General features: G+C 42.2%; 15 protein-coding genes. 7 read left to right on the forward strand and 8 right to left on the reverse strand.

What is annotated here, in order from left to right; all coding sequences use genetic code 11:
* Nucleotides 1-52: 52 nt before the first annotated feature.
* Nucleotides 53-478: a DUF4826 family protein gene (locus ACVBIU_RS15735; protein ID WP_447159995.1), complete on the reverse strand. Its 426-nt coding sequence runs from the start codon at nucleotides 476-478 to the stop codon at nucleotides 53-55.
* Between the two features lie 265 nt (nucleotides 479-743).
* Between ACVBIU_RS15735 and ACVBIU_RS15740 the strand changes: the two genes are divergently transcribed.
* Both ACVBIU_RS15740 and ACVBIU_RS15745 read left to right on the forward strand, forming a co-directional pair.
* Nucleotides 744-1,775, forward strand: a complete 1,032-nt coding sequence (locus ACVBIU_RS15740; RefSeq protein ID WP_447159996.1) for a Glu/Leu/Phe/Val dehydrogenase dimerization domain-containing protein — start codon at nucleotides 744-746, stop codon at nucleotides 1,773-1,775.
* Between the two features lie 227 nt (nucleotides 1,776-2,002).
* A complete protein-coding gene (locus tag ACVBIU_RS15745) occupies nucleotides 2,003-2,347 on the forward strand; it encodes a hypothetical protein (RefSeq protein WP_447159997.1) in 345 nt (114 codons plus the stop codon).
* Between the two features lie 174 nt (nucleotides 2,348-2,521).
* Here ACVBIU_RS15745 and ACVBIU_RS15750 read toward each other — a convergent pair whose 3' ends face one another.
* The 5 genes from ACVBIU_RS15750 to ppsA all read right to left on the reverse strand — a co-directional run bounded on the left by ACVBIU_RS15750 (nucleotide 2,522) and on the right by ppsA (nucleotide 9,890).
* A complete protein-coding gene (locus ACVBIU_RS15750) occupies nucleotides 2,522-2,938 on the reverse strand; it encodes a PliI family lysozyme inhibitor of I-type lysozyme (RefSeq protein WP_447164215.1) in 417 nt (138 codons plus the stop codon).
* A gap of 240 nt (nucleotides 2,939-3,178) precedes the next feature.
* Nucleotides 3,179-3,592 carry a MarR family winged helix-turn-helix transcriptional regulator gene (locus ACVBIU_RS15755; protein ID WP_447159999.1) on the reverse strand — a complete coding sequence of 138 codons (414 nt, stop codon included), beginning with the start codon at nucleotides 3,590-3,592 and terminating at the stop codon, nucleotides 3,179-3,181.
* Nucleotides 3,593-3,747: 155 nt separating this feature from the next.
* A complete protein-coding gene (locus ACVBIU_RS15760; protein WP_447164214.1) occupies nucleotides 3,748-4,188 on the reverse strand; it encodes a DUF1285 domain-containing protein in 441 nt (146 codons plus the stop codon).
* A gap of 130 nt (nucleotides 4,189-4,318) precedes the next feature.
* The gene (gene ydiJ / locus ACVBIU_RS15765) at nucleotides 4,319-7,369 is read right to left on the reverse strand and encodes a D-2-hydroxyglutarate dehydrogenase YdiJ (RefSeq protein WP_447164239.1); all 3,051 of its coding nucleotides are present in this window, start codon (nucleotides 7,367-7,369) and stop codon (nucleotides 4,319-4,321) included.
* Nucleotides 7,370-7,520: 151 nt separating this feature from the next.
* Nucleotides 7,521-9,890, reverse strand: a complete 2,370-nt coding sequence (gene ppsA, locus ACVBIU_RS15770) for a phosphoenolpyruvate synthase (RefSeq protein WP_447164213.1) — start codon at nucleotides 9,888-9,890, stop codon at nucleotides 7,521-7,523.
* 126 nt (nucleotides 9,891-10,016) lie between these two features.
* On the opposite strand from ppsA, the gene ppsR reads away from it, so the two are divergent.
* Nucleotides 10,017-10,829 carry a posphoenolpyruvate synthetase regulatory kinase/phosphorylase PpsR gene (gene ppsR / locus ACVBIU_RS15775; RefSeq protein WP_447160002.1) on the forward strand — a complete coding sequence of 271 codons (813 nt, stop codon included), beginning with the start codon at nucleotides 10,017-10,019 and terminating at the stop codon, nucleotides 10,827-10,829.
* 190 nt (nucleotides 10,830-11,019) lie between these two features.
* A complete protein-coding gene (locus tag ACVBIU_RS15780; RefSeq protein WP_447164212.1) occupies nucleotides 11,020-12,087 on the forward strand; it encodes a 3-deoxy-7-phosphoheptulonate synthase in 1,068 nt (355 codons plus the stop codon).
* A gap of 104 nt (nucleotides 12,088-12,191) precedes the next feature.
* On the opposite strand, the gene ACVBIU_RS15785 is transcribed toward ACVBIU_RS15780, so the two are convergent.
* Complete coding sequence (locus ACVBIU_RS15785; RefSeq protein WP_447164211.1) at nucleotides 12,192-13,352, reverse strand: acyltransferase family protein; 1,161 nt, start codon at nucleotides 13,350-13,352, stop codon at nucleotides 12,192-12,194.
* 81 nt (nucleotides 13,353-13,433) lie between these two features.
* On the opposite strand from ACVBIU_RS15785, the gene ACVBIU_RS15790 reads away from it, so the two are divergent.
* Nucleotides 13,434-13,862, forward strand: a complete 429-nt coding sequence (locus tag ACVBIU_RS15790) for an acyl-CoA thioesterase (protein ID WP_447160005.1) — start codon at nucleotides 13,434-13,436, stop codon at nucleotides 13,860-13,862.
* Nucleotides 13,863-14,227: 365 nt separating this feature from the next.
* Complete coding sequence (locus ACVBIU_RS15795) at nucleotides 14,228-14,887, forward strand: response regulator transcription factor (RefSeq protein WP_447164238.1); 660 nt, start codon at nucleotides 14,228-14,230, stop codon at nucleotides 14,885-14,887.
* 79 nt (nucleotides 14,888-14,966) lie between these two features.
* Here ACVBIU_RS15795 and ACVBIU_RS15800 read toward each other — a convergent pair whose 3' ends face one another.
* Nucleotides 14,967-16,256, reverse strand: a complete 1,290-nt coding sequence (locus ACVBIU_RS15800) for an NAD(P)/FAD-dependent oxidoreductase (protein WP_447164210.1) — start codon at nucleotides 16,254-16,256, stop codon at nucleotides 14,967-14,969.
* 345 nt (nucleotides 16,257-16,601) lie between these two features.
* Between ACVBIU_RS15800 and ACVBIU_RS15805 the strand changes: the two genes are divergently transcribed.
* A complete protein-coding gene (locus ACVBIU_RS15805; RefSeq protein WP_447160007.1) occupies nucleotides 16,602-16,934 on the forward strand; it encodes a hypothetical protein in 333 nt (110 codons plus the stop codon).
* The last annotated feature ends 216 nt before the right edge of the window (nucleotides 16,935-17,150 follow it).

The following is a 17,150-nucleotide window of genomic DNA, read 5'->3' on the forward strand; positions in this document are numbered from 1 at the left end:
CATAAAAAAGGCATCAAAATGATGCCTTTTTTATTTAAGAGCGACGAACTAATTAAGTGCTCGGGCCCCAGATGCTGTCATCCGCTTGCATCTTATATAAGCTTTCTGCGCGAGAAATTAACAGCTGGGCAAATTTTGCCTGAGCAGGATCTTTGGTGAGTCCCGAGCGTTGAATATTTTCAGCCTGCATCTGCCACATCATTGAAAAATGACGAACTGCATCACGTGCTGTAGCGGCAACACTAATATCGACATAATCAGACGGTAAATCACCAGACATCACCCAAAATGTTTTCTTATTCGGCTTTTTAGAATCGATTTTCCAAATAGCAACATAAGGCGCTAAGTAGCGGCTTTCTTCAGGGTGAACTTTATCAGGCATGATGCCCTTTTCAGCCAAAAACTTATTCGCCTTTTGAAACTGAGTTCTAATCCATTCTTGTCTTAGTTGTTCTTGGTCTACTGCTTGTTCAGCCATTTACACTTCCTTTCTTATTGTTATTTTTTATCTCTACCCTTTCTCTGAACAGTAAAACATGCACAGCTGTTAGGCTTTAATCAAGCTAATACTTTACGTTAACGTAAGGTGGAAAGCAAAATTGCCAGATAGATCACAAATAATCCTAATCTTTACTTTGTTGAGAGTATCCCTAAATGCTATCGTTCTGCAATAAATATAACAAGTAGGCTACCCTGTAATCACACAGCGGCGGTCATTCGATGCTCACAGCGGAGATCAACAAGTGGCAGTTTTTAATCACATCTCTTTCGACGACCATGAACAGGTCGTTTTTTGTCATGATAAAGAAAGCGGCTTAAAAGCCATTATCGCCATCCACAATACGAATCTTGGACCTGCCGTTGGTGGCTGCAGAATGTGGAACTATGAGTCTGATGACGAAGCCATCACTGACGTACTGCGCTTATCGCGCGGCATGACCTATAAGAATGCGATGGCAGGTTTAGCGATGGGTGGAGGTAAATCTGTCATTATCGCTGACCCAAAAGTACAGGATAGAGAAGCCCTATTCAGAGCTTTCGGCCGCTGTATACATACTCTAGGTGGTAAATACTTTTCAGCTGAGGATGTTGGTGTATCAACTGCCGACATTATGATCGCGCACCAAGAAACGCCATATATGGCTGGCCTAGAAGGCAAAAGTGGCGATCCATCTCCATTTACAGCTTTAGGAACCTTTTTAGGTATTAAAGCTGCAGTTAAGCACCAGCGTGGCTTAGACAGCCTAAAAGGCTTAAAGATCTCAGTACAAGGCGTTGGACATGTTGGCTATTACCTTTGTCGTCACCTGCACGCTGAAGGCGCTGAGCTGATTGTTACCGATATTCATAAAGAATCGTTAGACAAAGTCGCCACTGAATTTGGTGCAACGGTTGTGGCGCCACAAGATATCTATCATCAAGATGTGGATATTTACGCCCCTTGCGCGTTAGGTGCCACGATTAACGACATCACTATCCCTATGCTAAAAGCCACCATTGTTGCTGGTTGTGCTAACAACCAGCTAGCAGAAGTTCGCCACGGTGAAATGTTGAAAGATTTAGGCATTTTATACGCACCAGATTATGTAATTAATGCTGGTGGCATTATCAATGTCTCTTTCGAAAAGGATTACGACGCAGCTGCAGCTACTGCAAAGGTAGAAGAGATCTACAACACTTTACTGACCATTTTCGCGCAGTCTGATGAGCAAAACCGCACAACTGGGGATGTAGCAGACGAAATGGCAAGAGCCATAATTAACGCTGCCAAGTAAGCCTGTTAATAGTTTCATACTTAGCAAAATAATACCCAGTCAAATTGGCTGGGTATTTTTATGCCTCCCGTTTACTCGTCTATCGTTCATATATATTTTTGTGATTGATATTACTCGTCGCAACAAATACATAGCGCACTGTAAACTGATAACGCCTATTTCGAACTGGCAAAGATAGCGAACCTCTGCTTGAATTAAGACCCCTGCAATAACAAAGGTTCGAGGCGATGGTGACATTTAAATATGCACTTAACCAAGATAATATCGAGTTACAAGCCAGTAACTGGTCTGGTTTAGAGCAGATGTACATCAATGGTAAGCGCGTCTCAAGTAAACTCAATTTCGGCCAACAGAGTGAACATAGCCTAGTACTGAATGACGGAAAACCGGCTAAACTGCACTTGTTTCTTGATCCAAAGACAGAGCAACTGGTCTGCCAGATTTATAAGCAAAACCACTTAGTCACCATCCTAAGACAAGGGAAAACAGAGCTCTATCGAAGCCGCCAACTCACTCAGCAGGGAATATTAGCTATCGGTATGGTCATCGTATTTCTTCTCACTTTAAGTTAAGCGTTCTTAATTAAAGGCTCTTAGCTAAACCTTTCATTAAAATGTCTCAGTCTAATCATCCGAACCCTGCCTCACGAGCTCTGCAATACTGACGCTACAGTACTAATGCAATAGTACTAACGCAACAGTACTCGCGACATAGCTAACCCCTTAAAAACTATAATGTCACCACATTTAGCATAACGAAATGCTGTCACCTGTAATACAAACCAACTGAGTGTTTTGATAGTTACCACTTCCTGCTGTCACTGTTGTTATCGACAATTTTTGTTTATCTGTGCCATTTTCAATCAAAACAGCTTTTAATATGGTGCCATCACGCACAAAGCTTACAGCACCTACAAATTCACCCACGTAAAGATCTCGATAGAGTTTAACGCTCGCACTACCTATTGAGCGAGGCTCTAAGCGCCCCTCTGTTACAACAAGCGTTGAGCCACTAGCCAAATTAATTGCTTTAATAAAAGTGCCCGCACATTCGGTTGTTGATGCTTGAGGCTGTGTACTTGATTGAGGTGTTGGCTTATTGACGTTTGCTGAGCAGCCACTTAATAATGATGCAGCGCATAGCGTGATAATTAGCGATTTCATATAAACTCCTTAGACGATTGACTTCATTATAGTCATAGCGATTAGCGAGCAACACGATTTAAGCCAATAGGAGCTAAATGAAAAAAGATGATTTAAGGCGGGAGGGTAAAATTCAATAAACCGAACTAAACCAGCAAGAACCAAACAAGCAACCGCTAAACAGGCAACAACTAAACAAACAGAGACAGAATAAAAGTTAACCAAATTGAGTTACTGTCTAAAGCCTACAGCGATACCAACCTAGTAGCGATTGATTTTATTCAACAGCTTTAAGAAAGTTTGTCGCTCTTCTTGCGCTAAGTTATCTAAGAACGCCTCATTGACTCTTTCAGCTTCCCTGATTAAATCTTGCTCTAGCGCTTTACCGCTATCGGTGAGGTATATTTGAAAGGCGCGGCGATTTTCAGCATCTTGATGCCGAGTGATTAAACCTTGCTGTTGTAATTGATCGAGTAGCCGAGTCATAGTGTAATTGGCAACATCACAACGCTTAGAGAGCGTGGTTTGAGTCACGCCCTCCTCCTGCCATAATGAAAACAACACTGGCCATAGTTTAATATCTAACTGGTATCGTCTAAGGCGTTGATCTAATAAATTTTGTAGCTCAACATTCAAATGAGACACCAAATATCCCAGACTCTCAAATCGATTCAATCAGTACCTCCACGACTCTATAGGCTTCATTTAATCTTATCACTTACACTAAAAGAAACTAGCCTTCATGAGCACTTATTGCTCACATTCATTCAAACAGCTTATAAATCATTATGTTGAATGAAGATAAATCAGCGGGGTCAATATCACCGTCATTAGGCAATAAATGCATCGATAAAGCGATAATAACAAGCTCGATTTAGCCTTGCTTCAATACCTCGTTCAAGTGTTAAGGTAATGCTATCCTCACCAACAACAAACTGCTCAAAACTTTCGATATTATGTTCGCTATTAATACTCGTTTTAAGCCAGAATCCCGCTTCATTTTTAGGCTGATAGTCAACAATGATTAACGCTTGTTCAGCAACGGTTACTCGCAATGTTTCAACAGGCGTAATAAGAAAGTACTCACCATCGATGCGATTTAAAATAGTGGCAAACAGCTTACAAAACTTAACAGGTAGTATTTCACCTCGATAAAACCATTCACCATTTTCAATGATGTCGAATATCGCTTCTTCTGCACATAATACCCCTTGCGTTAACGACGAGATTGCATCTGTAGTGTCTGTTGAATGAATATCTTTTGCAGTCATCTGTACCTCTTTTTTTTTACTGTGTATCCATCACCCTTTATAAACCTAAAACAGGTTCACATTTGACTTTCCTGTAACTGGCCCTAAAAGTAAAAAACTAGCCCGTGGCTAGTTTTTTACTGCGGGCTAATTAAAGCAAATGCAGTAAAGCCTCAAGCGGGTGTTTTGGCCTAAAGCCGCTAAAACGTTTGACTTGGCTGCGGCAGGAATAGCCAGAGATCAACACTTGAGATTGTGGCAGCTGTGATAAAGCCTGTTCCCACGACATACTGTAAAGCGCTTTTGAACGGTCTAGGTTTTCTGCTTCATGGCCATAGGTGCCAGCCATGCCACAGCAGCCAAGATTAACCGTATTCAGCGTTGCGCCAAAGTGCTCAAAAATCCCCTGCCATTCGTTAGCTGTATTCGGTTTAGCCGTTGATTCAGTACAATGACTAAACCAAGTAAACTCGCGTTCGCTAATATCATCTTGGCTCCACTCACGAGTGGGCTGACCTTCAAGTATTTCTAGTAACCATTCATTGGCCAATTTAACGTGGAACTTACCTCTAGCGCCACCAAGTACCTCTGCATACTCGTCGCGATAACAAAGCACTAAAGCTGGATCGATGCCTACCATCGGCATATCCAGTTTTGCCACTTCATTTAAAAAGTCAGCTGTTGATTTGGCTGTACGAGCAAATTTATCTAAGAAACCTTTAATGTGAATAGGCTTACCATTAGGTTTAAATGGCAATAAAACGGGCTTCTTACCTAACTTTTCAATTAGCTGAATAAAGTGGTAAACCGTTGCAGCTTCATAAAAACTATTGAAAGGGTCTTGTACCACCAGCACATATTGGCTGCGCTCGCTGTCAGGGATCTGTTGTAGCGCTGCTAAGTCATAACCCCGACAGGCGTGCCCTTCTAGGCGCTGCTTTAGCGTTGGTACCGATAATGCTGGTGCATCGACATAACCAAGTGACTTCTTAATGACCCATTTACTTAGGCTATTTTGAGAAACTGCATTAACTAATCTGGGGGCTGTCGCCATCATAGGCAGTGAATCTTCTATCCCTGCCACAAGGTAGTCTTTTACTGGTCGCAAATAACGCTGGTAATATATCTCAAAAAACTGTGCTCTAAATTTTGGCACGTCAACTTTTACAGGGCACTGGCTGGAGCACGCCTTACAAGCCAGACAGCCCTTAAGTGACTCCATCACTTCATGAGAGTAGTCGTATTCTTTATCAATTTTTAAGGTATTTTGAGCACGTTGCAACCAGCCTAACGGCTTAGCGCGGGCCAGCTCATTAACATCCACGCCTTCCGCTTGTAATAGGCGTAACCATTCGCGCATTAAACCTGCGCGGCCTTTTGGCGATTGCACTCTGTCACCTGTGACCTTAAATGATGGACACATAGGTGAATAAACACTGTAATTAAAACACAGGCCATTGCCATTACAGTTCATCACATCCGGAAATGCTTCGCGGGTTTTAATCGGTATTTGTCTATCAAAGGCACCACGCTTCACGCTATCGACGTTATACAACATTGGGCCGCCATTTTTAGGCGCCACCAGCTTACCCGGATTAAGTTTATTTTCAGGGTCAAATAAGCCTTTGACCTCTTCTAACAAGCCGTAGAGGTGTTCACCAAATACCGCGGGGCCATATTCACCGCGCACACCTTTACCGTGCTCCCCCCACATCAAGCCACCATACTTAAGCGTTAACTCTGCAACTTGATCTGAAATGATTTTAAGCAACCTCTCATCTTGCACATCGCACATATCAAGCGCTGGGCGCACATGCAACACACCGGCATCCACATGACCGAACATTCCGTATTGCAACTGATGAGTATCGAGCAATGCTCTAAATTCAAGAATAAAATCAGCAAGTTTTTCAGGCGGCACTGCGGTGTCTTCAGCAAAAGCAATAGGTTTACGCGTACCTTTTGCCGCGCCTAATAGTCCCACTGCTTTTTTACGCATCGCGTAGATAGTGTTGATACTGGCTTTATCATTTGTGACTTGATAGCCCAATAGCCCGGCTTCATCATTCTCTATTTGTGAGCTTAATATGGCTTCTAGCTTGGCCAGTCTTGCTTCAACATCGTCTTGTTCGCCTGCGAACTCAACCATATTCAGGCCATCAATCTCTTTACCGGGTACATCTTCAATAAGTGACGATACTGAATGCCAAATAATATCTTCTTTGGCAAGGTTGAGCACTTTTGAATCGACGGTTTCAACGACGGTGGCATTCGCTTTAACTAAATCTGGAGCATGACGCAGTGCTGACTCAAACGAGTCATATTTGATATTGACCATCATGCGGCATGTTGGCAAAGGCGTAATATTTAGCTTAGCTTCAGTAATAACCGCTAAGGTGCCCTCTGAGCCAGTTAAAATGCGGGATAGGTCAAAATGCTCTAATTTGTCATCCCACACATTTTTAAGATCATATCCGGTCAAAAAACGGTTTAATTTAGGAAAGCGCTGCTCAATATGCTCACGTTCTCCTTTACACATATCGGCAATGGTCGTGATTAGCTGCTGCCCCAAAACGTTGTCAGTTACGGAGCCAACGTCAGCCAATTGTGCCGAACTTAGCGGGTGGGTATTAAGCTCGCTACCGTCAAACAAGATACTGGTCAATCCAAGGACATGATCGGAGGTTTTACCGTAAACCAGCGAGCCAGCACCCGATGCATCGGTATTGATCATCCCACCTAAAGTGGCACGGTTTGATGTTGATAAATCCGGGCTAAAGAAAAACCCATGAGGGCGCAGCGCATCATTAAGTGCATCTTTTACCACGCCCGCTTGCACTTTGACCCAACCTTCAGCGGCATTAACCTCGAGCACTTGGTTCATGTAACGCGACATATCTACGATGATGCCGTGAGTCAGCGATTGGCCATTAGTGCCCGTTCCCCCGCCTCTTGCACTAAAGACCACTTTGGCAAACTCATCTTGGTTCGCCAATTTTAGTGCTATCTGAACATCTTGGGCTGTCTTAGGGTAAATAACTGCCTGAGGCAGAAATTGGTAAACCGAGTTGTCGGTCGCTTGCGCTAGACGCGCACTATAACGGGTATCAATATCGCCTGAAAAAGCCCCCTCTTCTAATACCGTTAAAAAAGAAAGATAAATGGGTTCAAGCGTTTGTTGATGCGATAACTTGGGTAACATGGCGGCTTCTGTCAATTATTATTCTTAAGATTATGGGCTCATTATAAACAAAAAAAAGCCGCTAAATAGCGGCTTTTTTCATCTTTTTAACAAATTATTAAATCACGCAGATTTAACACTTCATTTTAGCAATAAACTTACACGGATAATTTTAACCGTGGGCTTCAGCTAGATATAACCAAGTATCGATAACCGTATCAGGGTTTAACGAAACAGTATCGATGCCTTGCTCAACCAACCAAGCCGCGAAGTCAGCATGATCTGATGGGCCTTGACCACAAATGCCAATATAAGCGCCTTTGTCTTTAGCCGCTTTAATTGCCAAAGCAAGCAAGGCTTTAACTGCATCATTACGCTCATCGAACAGATGGCTGATGATGCCTGAATCACGGTCAAGACCAAGGGTTAGCTGAGTCAAATCGTTTGAGCCGATAGAGAAACCATCGAAGTGCTCAAGGAACTGTTCAGCAAGCAGTGCGTTTGAAGGCAGCTCACACATCATGATAACGCGTAGACCATCAACACCACGTTCTAGACCTTGCTCTTTAAGAAGCTCAATCACCTGTGCAGCTTCGCTCACTGTGCGAACGAATGGGATCATGATTTCAACGTTTTTAAGGCCCATCTCGTTACGAACACGCTTAATGGCTTCACACTCTAGTGCAAAACAATCGCGGAACGACTCAGAGATATAACGGCTTGCGCCGCGGAAGCCCAACATTGGGTTCTCTTCTTCTGGCTCGTATCGGTCACCACCAACCAAGTTTGCGTATTCGTTTGACTTAAAGTCAGACATACGAACAATCACTTTCTTTGGATGGAAAGCTGAAGCAATCGTAGCAATACCTTCAACTAATCGTGCTACGTAGTATTCAACTGGAGACTCATAACCCGCGATCATCTCGTGGATCTCTTGTTGAAGCTCAGCAGTTTGGTCGTTGAACTCAAGCAATGCTTTAGGGTGAATACCAATCATGCGGTTAATGATGAACTCAAGACGCGCAAGACCAACACCTTCGTTAGGCAAGCGAGCAAAGTCAAATGCTCGGTCTGGGTTACCCACGTTCATCATAATTTTCATTGGTAGATCAGGCATTGAATCTACGCGTGATGAAATCACTTCAAAGTCTTGTAAACCATTGTAGATAAAGCCAGTGTCACCTTCAGCACACGAAACGGTAATTTCTTGACCATTTTTGATACGCTCAGTCACGTCACCACAACCAACAACAGCAGGAACGCCAAGCTCACGTGCGATAATCGCAGCGTGACAAGTACGGCCACCACGGTTAGTAACAATCGCGCTTGCGCGCTTCATGATAGGTTCCCAGTCAGGATCTGTCATGTCGGTAACAAGCACGTCACCAGGCTGAATTTGATCCATGTCGTCGATTGACTTAAGTACCTTAGCGACACCTTTACCAATTTTGTGGCCAATGGCACGACCTTCACAAACAACGTCACCTTGAGTCTTAAGGTGGTAACGTTCAATTAGCTGTACATCTTCACGAGAACGAACAGTTTCTGGACGAGCCTGTACGATATACAACTTACCGTCGTTACCATCTTTAGCCCATTCGATGTCCATTGGACGACCGTAATGCTTCTCGATTGTCATCGCCTGCTTAGCAAGCTCTTGTACTTCTGCATCGTTGATTGAGAATTCACGGCGTTGGTCAGCGGCGATATCTTCAATCTTAACTTGCTTACCATGGGATTCATCATCTGAATACACCATCTGGATTAGCTTACTACCGATGTTACGGCGTACTACCGCTTTATGACCTGCAACTAATGTTGGCTTATGAACATAAAATTCGTCAGGGTTAACCGCACCTTGAACAACCATTTCACCTAGACCAAATGATGAAGTAATAAAGACTACATCATTGTTGCCAGACTCAGTGTCCATGGTGAACATAACACCTGAAGCCGCTTTGTCTGAACGCACCATACGCTGAATACCAGCTGACAGTGCGACGCCTTTGTGGTCATAACCTTGGTGAACACGGTATGAAATTGCGCGGTCATTAAACAAAGAAGCAAATACATGCTTAGTTGCTTCTAAAACGGCTGCGTAACCCTTAACGTTAAGGAAAGTTTCTTGTTGGCCAGCAAATGATGCATCCGGCATATCTTCCGCGGTTGCTGAAGAGCGAACTGCAAATGATGCGTCCGTTGTTTCAGAGCTAAGCTTGTCGTAAGACTCACGTACCGCTTGCTCAAATTCTGGGTGGAACGGGGTGTCGATAACCCACTGTCTGATCTGTGCACCGGCTGTAGCGAGTGCGTTCACGTCATCTACATCTAGAGATTCTAGAATTTCGTATATCTTCTGGTTAAGTCCGCTTTGTTCAAGAAATTCATTGAACGCAAAAGATGTTGTCGCAAATCCACCAGGCACTTGAACGCCTGCATTTGATAGATTGCTAATCATCTCTCCAAGAGAAGCGTTTTTACCGCCTACCTTGTTGACGTCACCCATGCCTAATTCTTGATACCAGAGTACGTATTGCTGCACAGTTCTTATCTCCGCAAGTATATTTTAGTGTGGCTCTTCACACGAGAGCAACAGCATCTTACACTCCATGACAAGAAGCGTAAATGTATAATTTTATTTGTAATTTTATTACTACAAGAGGTCAAAATGTTGCGTAAAGTATTTTATATCTCAGATGGGACTGCGATCACAGCTGAGGTATTCGGCCATGCAGTGCTTTCACAATTTCCTTTGGAATTTGATGCACTTACAATCCCATTCGTTGAAACAGAAGCCAAAGCAGAAGCTGTTAAGGCTCAAATAAATGATTGTTTTATTACAACAGGTGAACGGCCTCTTGTTTTCCACTCCATCGTAAAAGCTGAGATCCGTGATGTTATCTATAGCAGCGAAGGCTTAGATTATGACTTTTTGAACACTTTTGTGGCGCCATTAGAGAAACAACTAGGTATTGCTGCTACGCCAGCTTTGCATCGTACTCACGGTAAAACGAATGACAGTTATGAAGCGCGTATTGATGCCATTAACTACGCCATGGAAAATGATGACGGCCAAACCATGAAACATATGGATAAAGCCGACCTCATTTTATTAGGTGTATCGCGCTGCGGTAAAACGCCATCAAGCCTATATCTTTCTATGCAGTTTGGTATAAAGGCAGCGAACTATCCGTTTACTGAAGATGACATGGATAATCTAAAGCTACCCGACGCATTAAAACGTAATAAAGGTAAGCTATTTGGTTTGACCATCGATCCTGAAAGATTGCATGAGATCCGTCAAAGTCGTATGTCAAACAGCCGTTACTCGTCATTACGTCAATGCCGAATGGAAGTTAAAGAGGTAGAAATGATGTATAAACGTGAACGGATCCCTTACGTTAATACAACCAATCATTCTGTCGAAGAAATTGCCACTAAGATCATTGAAGCAACAGGCTTAGAGCGTCACATGTTCTAAATCTAGTGCAAGGCATTAGCGCTGAAATTAAAGGCTTTTTAAAATGAAAGCCTTTAATTTATATCAAATAATTATCGATTGAGTGAAAATTAGCTTCATTTTTAAGGCAATTGCCACTGTGCACAGCCAAACTATTAGTTATAATCCGAGGTAATCAGGCGAAAGCCCATACGAACGCTCGGTATTGTGAATGACCATTAAAACAGACGAACTACGCACCTCCCTTTTATGTAAGGTAATTTCACCTGCACAACTCGCTTCTGAATATCCTTTAACACAAGATGCCGCTGACTATTTAGTCCAGCAGCGCCACGAAGTTGAAGCCATTATTAATGGTGATGATCAACGCTTACTTGTGATTATTGGTCCATGTTCAATCCATGACACTGAAGCAGCACTCGATTACGCTCAGCGCTTAGCTAAATTGCACCAGCAATATAAAGACGACTTATGCATCTTAATGCGTGTTTACTTTGAGAAGCCGCGTACAACCGTTGGCTGGAAAGGCCTTATTTCAGATCCAGACTTAGATGGCAGCTTTAGCCCTAATAAAGGCCTACGTAAAGCACGTCACCTTCTACAGCAGATCACTGAACTTAAGTTACCTATCGCAACTGAGTTTTTAGATATGGTAAATGGCCAGTATATTGCGGATCTGATCACCTGGGGCGCCATTGGCGCACGCACCACTGAAAGCCAAATTCACCGTGAAATGGCCTCAGCACTTTCGTGTCCGGTAGGCTTTAAAAACGGCACTGACGGTAATATCGATATTGCAGTTGATGCCGTTCGCGCAGCGCAAGCTCCACATATCTTCTATTCACCGGATAAAGATGGTGCTATGGCCGTTTATCGCACTCACGGTAACCCATTTGGCCACATTATTTTACGTGGCGGTAAAGAGCCTAATTATCACAGCGATGACATTCAAAAAGCAGCGGCACAGCTTGATAGCGTCGGTGTGACCCAACGTATGGTTATCGATTTTAGCCATGGAAATAGCCGTAAAATGCATAAAGAGCAGCTCAATGTCGCTGAATCGATTATGCAACAGATGGCGCAAGGCTCTACAGCCATTGCAGGTATTATGGCTGAAAGCTTTATCGAAGAAGGCAACCAAAAAGTTGTTGCTGGTGAAGAGCTGATTTACGGCAAGAGTATTACCGATGCGTGTATTCACTGGGATGACTCTCTGGCATTGCTCAGCGACTTAGCCAAAGCATCGCGTGCGAGAATCGAATTGCTAAAGCAAAAGTAACACGCTAGCGTTGTAAACGAAAACGTACCCTCTCATTGAGTCGGTACGTTTTTTTATTACATAATTCCAACAACTAAAAATTTTGAATGGCCAGCTAAATAGAGTTATTTTTGATATATGAACCTCATTCTATTGCGACATGGTATTTCTACAAATTTATAAAGAATATGTGCACTACAAATAGCTAAGACTAAACAAATAAAACTAAAATTAAGACCTCTATCAAATTGAAAATATTCTGCTACAAATTTACAAAGCATCATTACTGGTATATGACATAAATAAAGACTAAATGAAATTTCCCCAAACCAAAAAAGCCTTGGGCGAGACATAAAACGCGATAGAATCCCTTTAGCTTGATATGCTGATGCAATTAATAGAATAAAACTAAAGATAAGTAAAATATCCGCTCTAACTCCTTCAGTTTGAAGGTGTGGGGCTAATATAAAGGAAATTATAGTTAAGAGAATGCTATAGCCTAAAAATCGATCCCAGTTTCTTTCAGCTTGGATACTAGAGATAATGTAATAGAGTCCACTCCCAATAAAAAAACCTCCAGAAACACGAACTAAGGGACCAGCAAAAGAGGTAGCATTTGTCGTTCCTGCTGACACGATTAACATTCCTATCAACCCACTTCCTATAGCCATCAACACGCATCCAGTTTTAGCTGTTACATTTTTGGCACTAAAACGCACTATGAAAGGGAAGATAATTAGATAGGCAAAAAACTCTGCACTAACAGACCAAGCAGGGGTATTCCAAGCATAACCTTCAGGTAATAACCATTGCCGTAATAACAACGTTAATGTTATCCAATCAACAAATGCAGAATGAGTTATAGCTTGCCTATTAGCATCAAAAGCAGGTAGAAGTAATGTCACAATGAGCATTAAGAGCATTATAAAAAAATGGATAGGGAATAATCTGGCGATCCGATACCAGATAAACTTTAGCCAAAAACCACGCTCTTCATTAACACTTCGCTTAAGATATACATGTGAAATAATTAACCCACTTAGTATGAAAAAAAAATCCACACCAATATATCCAAATTGAATAAAAGGAACTTCACCAAACCAATCGTATGTAGAAAAGTATCGTAAATGATAAAAAACCACATAAAATGCAGCGAAACCTCTCAGTACATTGAGAGGCTGTCGATAACTAGCTAGAGGTTCCTTCTTCTTACTCAAAATTCTTCTACACTTTTTTAATACCAAACAGAGATAAAAGCTTAGTCTAAAAGTGCTTATTTGTTTCATCTTCCTATGTGTTCAACCTGTTATAAAATTACAAAAACGGCTATAATATCGCCTCATTAATGCATAACCATAGGTTGCCGTATGCCGTTAACTCAAACTCCCGCAAAGTTTCCTGAAGAGGTCGCTCTTCGAATCGAACAATCAGAGGCTCGCGTTATCAAGGCCGTATTCCCTTCTATCACCAATCATCACAACACGCTTTTTGGTGGCGAAGCATTAGCTTGGATGGATGAAACCGCTTTCATTGCAGCGACCCGTTTTTGCCGTAAGACCTTGGTTACTGTGAGTTCGGATAGAATTGATTTTAATAAGCCTATTCCTGCGGGTTCATTAGCTGAGATTATTGCCAGAGTTATTCATGTGGGTAATACCTCAATTAAAGTTGAAGTGAACATTTTCGTTGAAGACATGTATCAAGATCTAAGGGATCACGCTATTCGTGGCGTATTTACCTTTGTCGCTGTTGATGAGCAAAGAAAACCGACTGCAGTGTGGCCGCCACATTGTTAATCGTTAGTCTTCTTTAGCCAGGATAAACAAAGATTGAGGGCTGCATCGTTAGCCCTTGTCTGTAATCAGGCTCTGTCACTCTTATTATCCATTTCTATCTTTCACTATTAACATCCATTCCTATCTTGCAATACTATCTTCCTATCCAGTCTTCATTCTGACCTTTAGTCTTGCCTTGCTTTTGAACACTAGCAGACTCACACCTTTGCATAGATAACCTGCAATGGTGACTTTAGACCAAAGTCTAACTTCGACAATTATTTTAACAAATAGTAACTTTTCCAGTAAAAAGCCATAGAACCCCTTGTCATTTATCTGTTACATTGAACTACCTTCACGTGCAACCAAAACAACCCTATAAAGCCATGAAGCCTGAAAATTTAAATATAATAATAGCCGATGACCATCCGTTATTTCGCAACGCACTTAGACAAGCACTATCGTCTGAGTTCATTAATACTCAATGGTATGAAGCAGATAGCGCTGATGCGCTACAAGCCCTACTCGAGAATAATGACATTGAATACGATGCAGTGTTATTAGATCTTCAAATGCCCGGTTCTCATGGGTATTCAACCCTGATCCACCTCAGAACCCACTTTCAAGAGCTACCTGTTGTAGTGATATCAGCTCATGAAGATAACCTCACTATTAGCCGCGCGATTCATTATGGTAGCTCTGGATTTATCCCTAAGTCTTCTTCTATGGAAACCTTAGCACAAGCATTAGAAGCGGTATTATTTGGTGATATTTGGTTACCCCAAGGTGTTGAACTTCAAGAAATTAACGAAGATGACACCAACCAAATGGCGAGTAAACTTGCCGATTTAACACCCCAGCAATATAAGGTACTGCAAATGTTTGCTGAAGGTTTACTCAATAAGCAAATTGCCTATGATCTTGGTGTGTCAGAAGCCACGATTAAAGCCCATGCTACGGCGATATTTAGAAAGCTTGGCGTAAGAAACCGCACTCAAGCTGTGATTGCGCTACAGCTACTTGAGATGGATAAGGTCGATATCTAGTACATAAGCAAAGTGTTGTAGCCAACCTACCTATAAACTAAAACGCTTCGAGTACTCGAAGCGTTTTTTATTGATCCGTTTAACGAAAGTTCTCCATCACCTTGTAATACATCATTCCTAGCGCTAATGCCTGGTTGCCAAACCATTCATTAAGCGGAATACGGTAGTGGGACATTTGCGCAAACAGATCAAACTCTTGTTGTTCGCCAATAATAGCACTTGCCATGATCTCACCCATAATATGAGATGTCGCCACACCATGGCCTGAATAGCCCTGGCAGTAATAGACATTAGGTGACACTTTGCCCAATTGTGGGATCCGATTAAGTACAATTCCAGCCAACCCGGTCCATTCAAATTCAATATCAACATCTTTAAGTTGTGGAAAGGTTCGCTCGATTGCAGGTCTCAACTCTGCAGCGACATGTTTAGAGTCTCGGCCAGAGTAATTGGTCCCGCCGCCGAACATTAATCGGTTATCTGCGGTTAAACGGTAATAGTCGAGCACAAAGCGCGTATCGTAAACTGCCACATCTTGGGGAATTAAACTCCTGGCCATTTCTGGTGATAATTGAGCCGTTGCGCAGTTACCCAATGAGGCAGGAAATAGCATTCCGCGTAATTGTTTACGGGCCAATTTATGATAAGCGTTACCCGCTAGCACTGCGCTATTGGCAACCACTTTACCCTTAGCTGTTGTAACGGTAACGAGCGCTCCATCATCAATATCAATCACCGCTGAGTGCTCAAAAATTTGTGCGCCAAGACCTTCTGCGGCTTTCGCTTCACCAATACACAAATTAACTGAATGCAAGTGCATATTGCGTTTATTTAGCAAGCCGCCATGATAGAGAGGAGTATTAACATATTGCGCCAATTCCATTTTATCCAACATGGCCAGTTCACTGTCCATGCCTCGCAAGCAACCTTCGTTATAGGTTTTCTCAAGCTCTTTTAAGTGACTAGCTTTATAAGCGGTATGGATATGCCCAAATTTTAAATCGCACTCAATATTATACTTTTTAACACGTTCTTTAATAATGTCATGTCCACGCCAGCGCATATTCCACACATACTCTTCCGCCTCTGTGCCGATACAATTTACCAGCTGCTTGGTCATGGCTTGATCACCCGACAGACTCCCTGTCACTTGACCACCATTGCGTCCGGTTGCCCCCCATGCAATTTTATTCGCTTCTAAGATTGCAACTTTGAATCCTTTTTCTGATAGCTCTATCGCGGTGGCAACTCCGGTAAAACCTCCCCCAACAATGACCACATCAACACGGATCTCCCCTTCCAATTCAGGGTAATCGGTTTCGTTATTAATGGTAGCGTTATAATAAGAGTTGCAGCGTGGCTCGGACATATCGATTCCCTTTGAGTAATCAGTTACTTCTTGTTTTATATTTTTTACAATATCTAGATTTTGTTCAGTATATCCATCTAACCAGTTAGGTCAAGAACAGAAAATCGGCAACTCTCTAAATTAAAAAATTCATATTTCCCGCAAAGTGATAGTAGTACAGCCTTGCTGGTTAAATCTGTTTACTTCACTGTAAGCAATAACTTGTCGAGATATATTTGAGCGACTATCTTCAATAGTGAATGTCAAACTTACACATAAGCCAATAATGTATTGTCGAAAGCTGTACCCGGAACATACCTAGGGTGAGATAAGCAGAACTGACTATAACTAACCAAGGAAATTGATATGAAAAAGCTCGGTCTAGTCATGATTATTTTAGCGCTTAGCGCCTGTGCCTCTTCGCCTGCAACATGGAAAGGTATGTCTGAAGGAGATATTGCAGCATGGAAGGAAATTGGCTTTAATGCAGAGCAAGCTCAAAATTGGAATCGTGCGGGCTTCAACGCTGAGCAATCAGCAGCCTGGAGCAAGGATGGATTTAACTTAGAAGATGCACAAAGCTGGAAAGATCAATCCTTTACGCCTGAAGAAGCTAAAAGCTGGAAAACCAGCGGCTTTGATCTTGAAACTGCACTTGAATCACGAGAGCAAGGGCTAACGCCTGTAAAAGTAGAATAAAATCCACTTACAGTCTCCTAACGAGTGCTTAAATAAGCCTCAATATTTTCGCTACGCTCATCTTAATGGCTATGCATCCAGCCTGAGCCTCCTAGTTAAAAGCTGAGAGTGAAAAACTAAGCATAAAAAAGGTACGCAATTGCGTACCTTTTTTATGCTTACACTCTTTATACTTACACTTTGTTTTACTTAAATTATCTTGTCTTTATATTTGCT

Source organism: Shewanella sp. 30m-14, assembly GCF_052977125.1.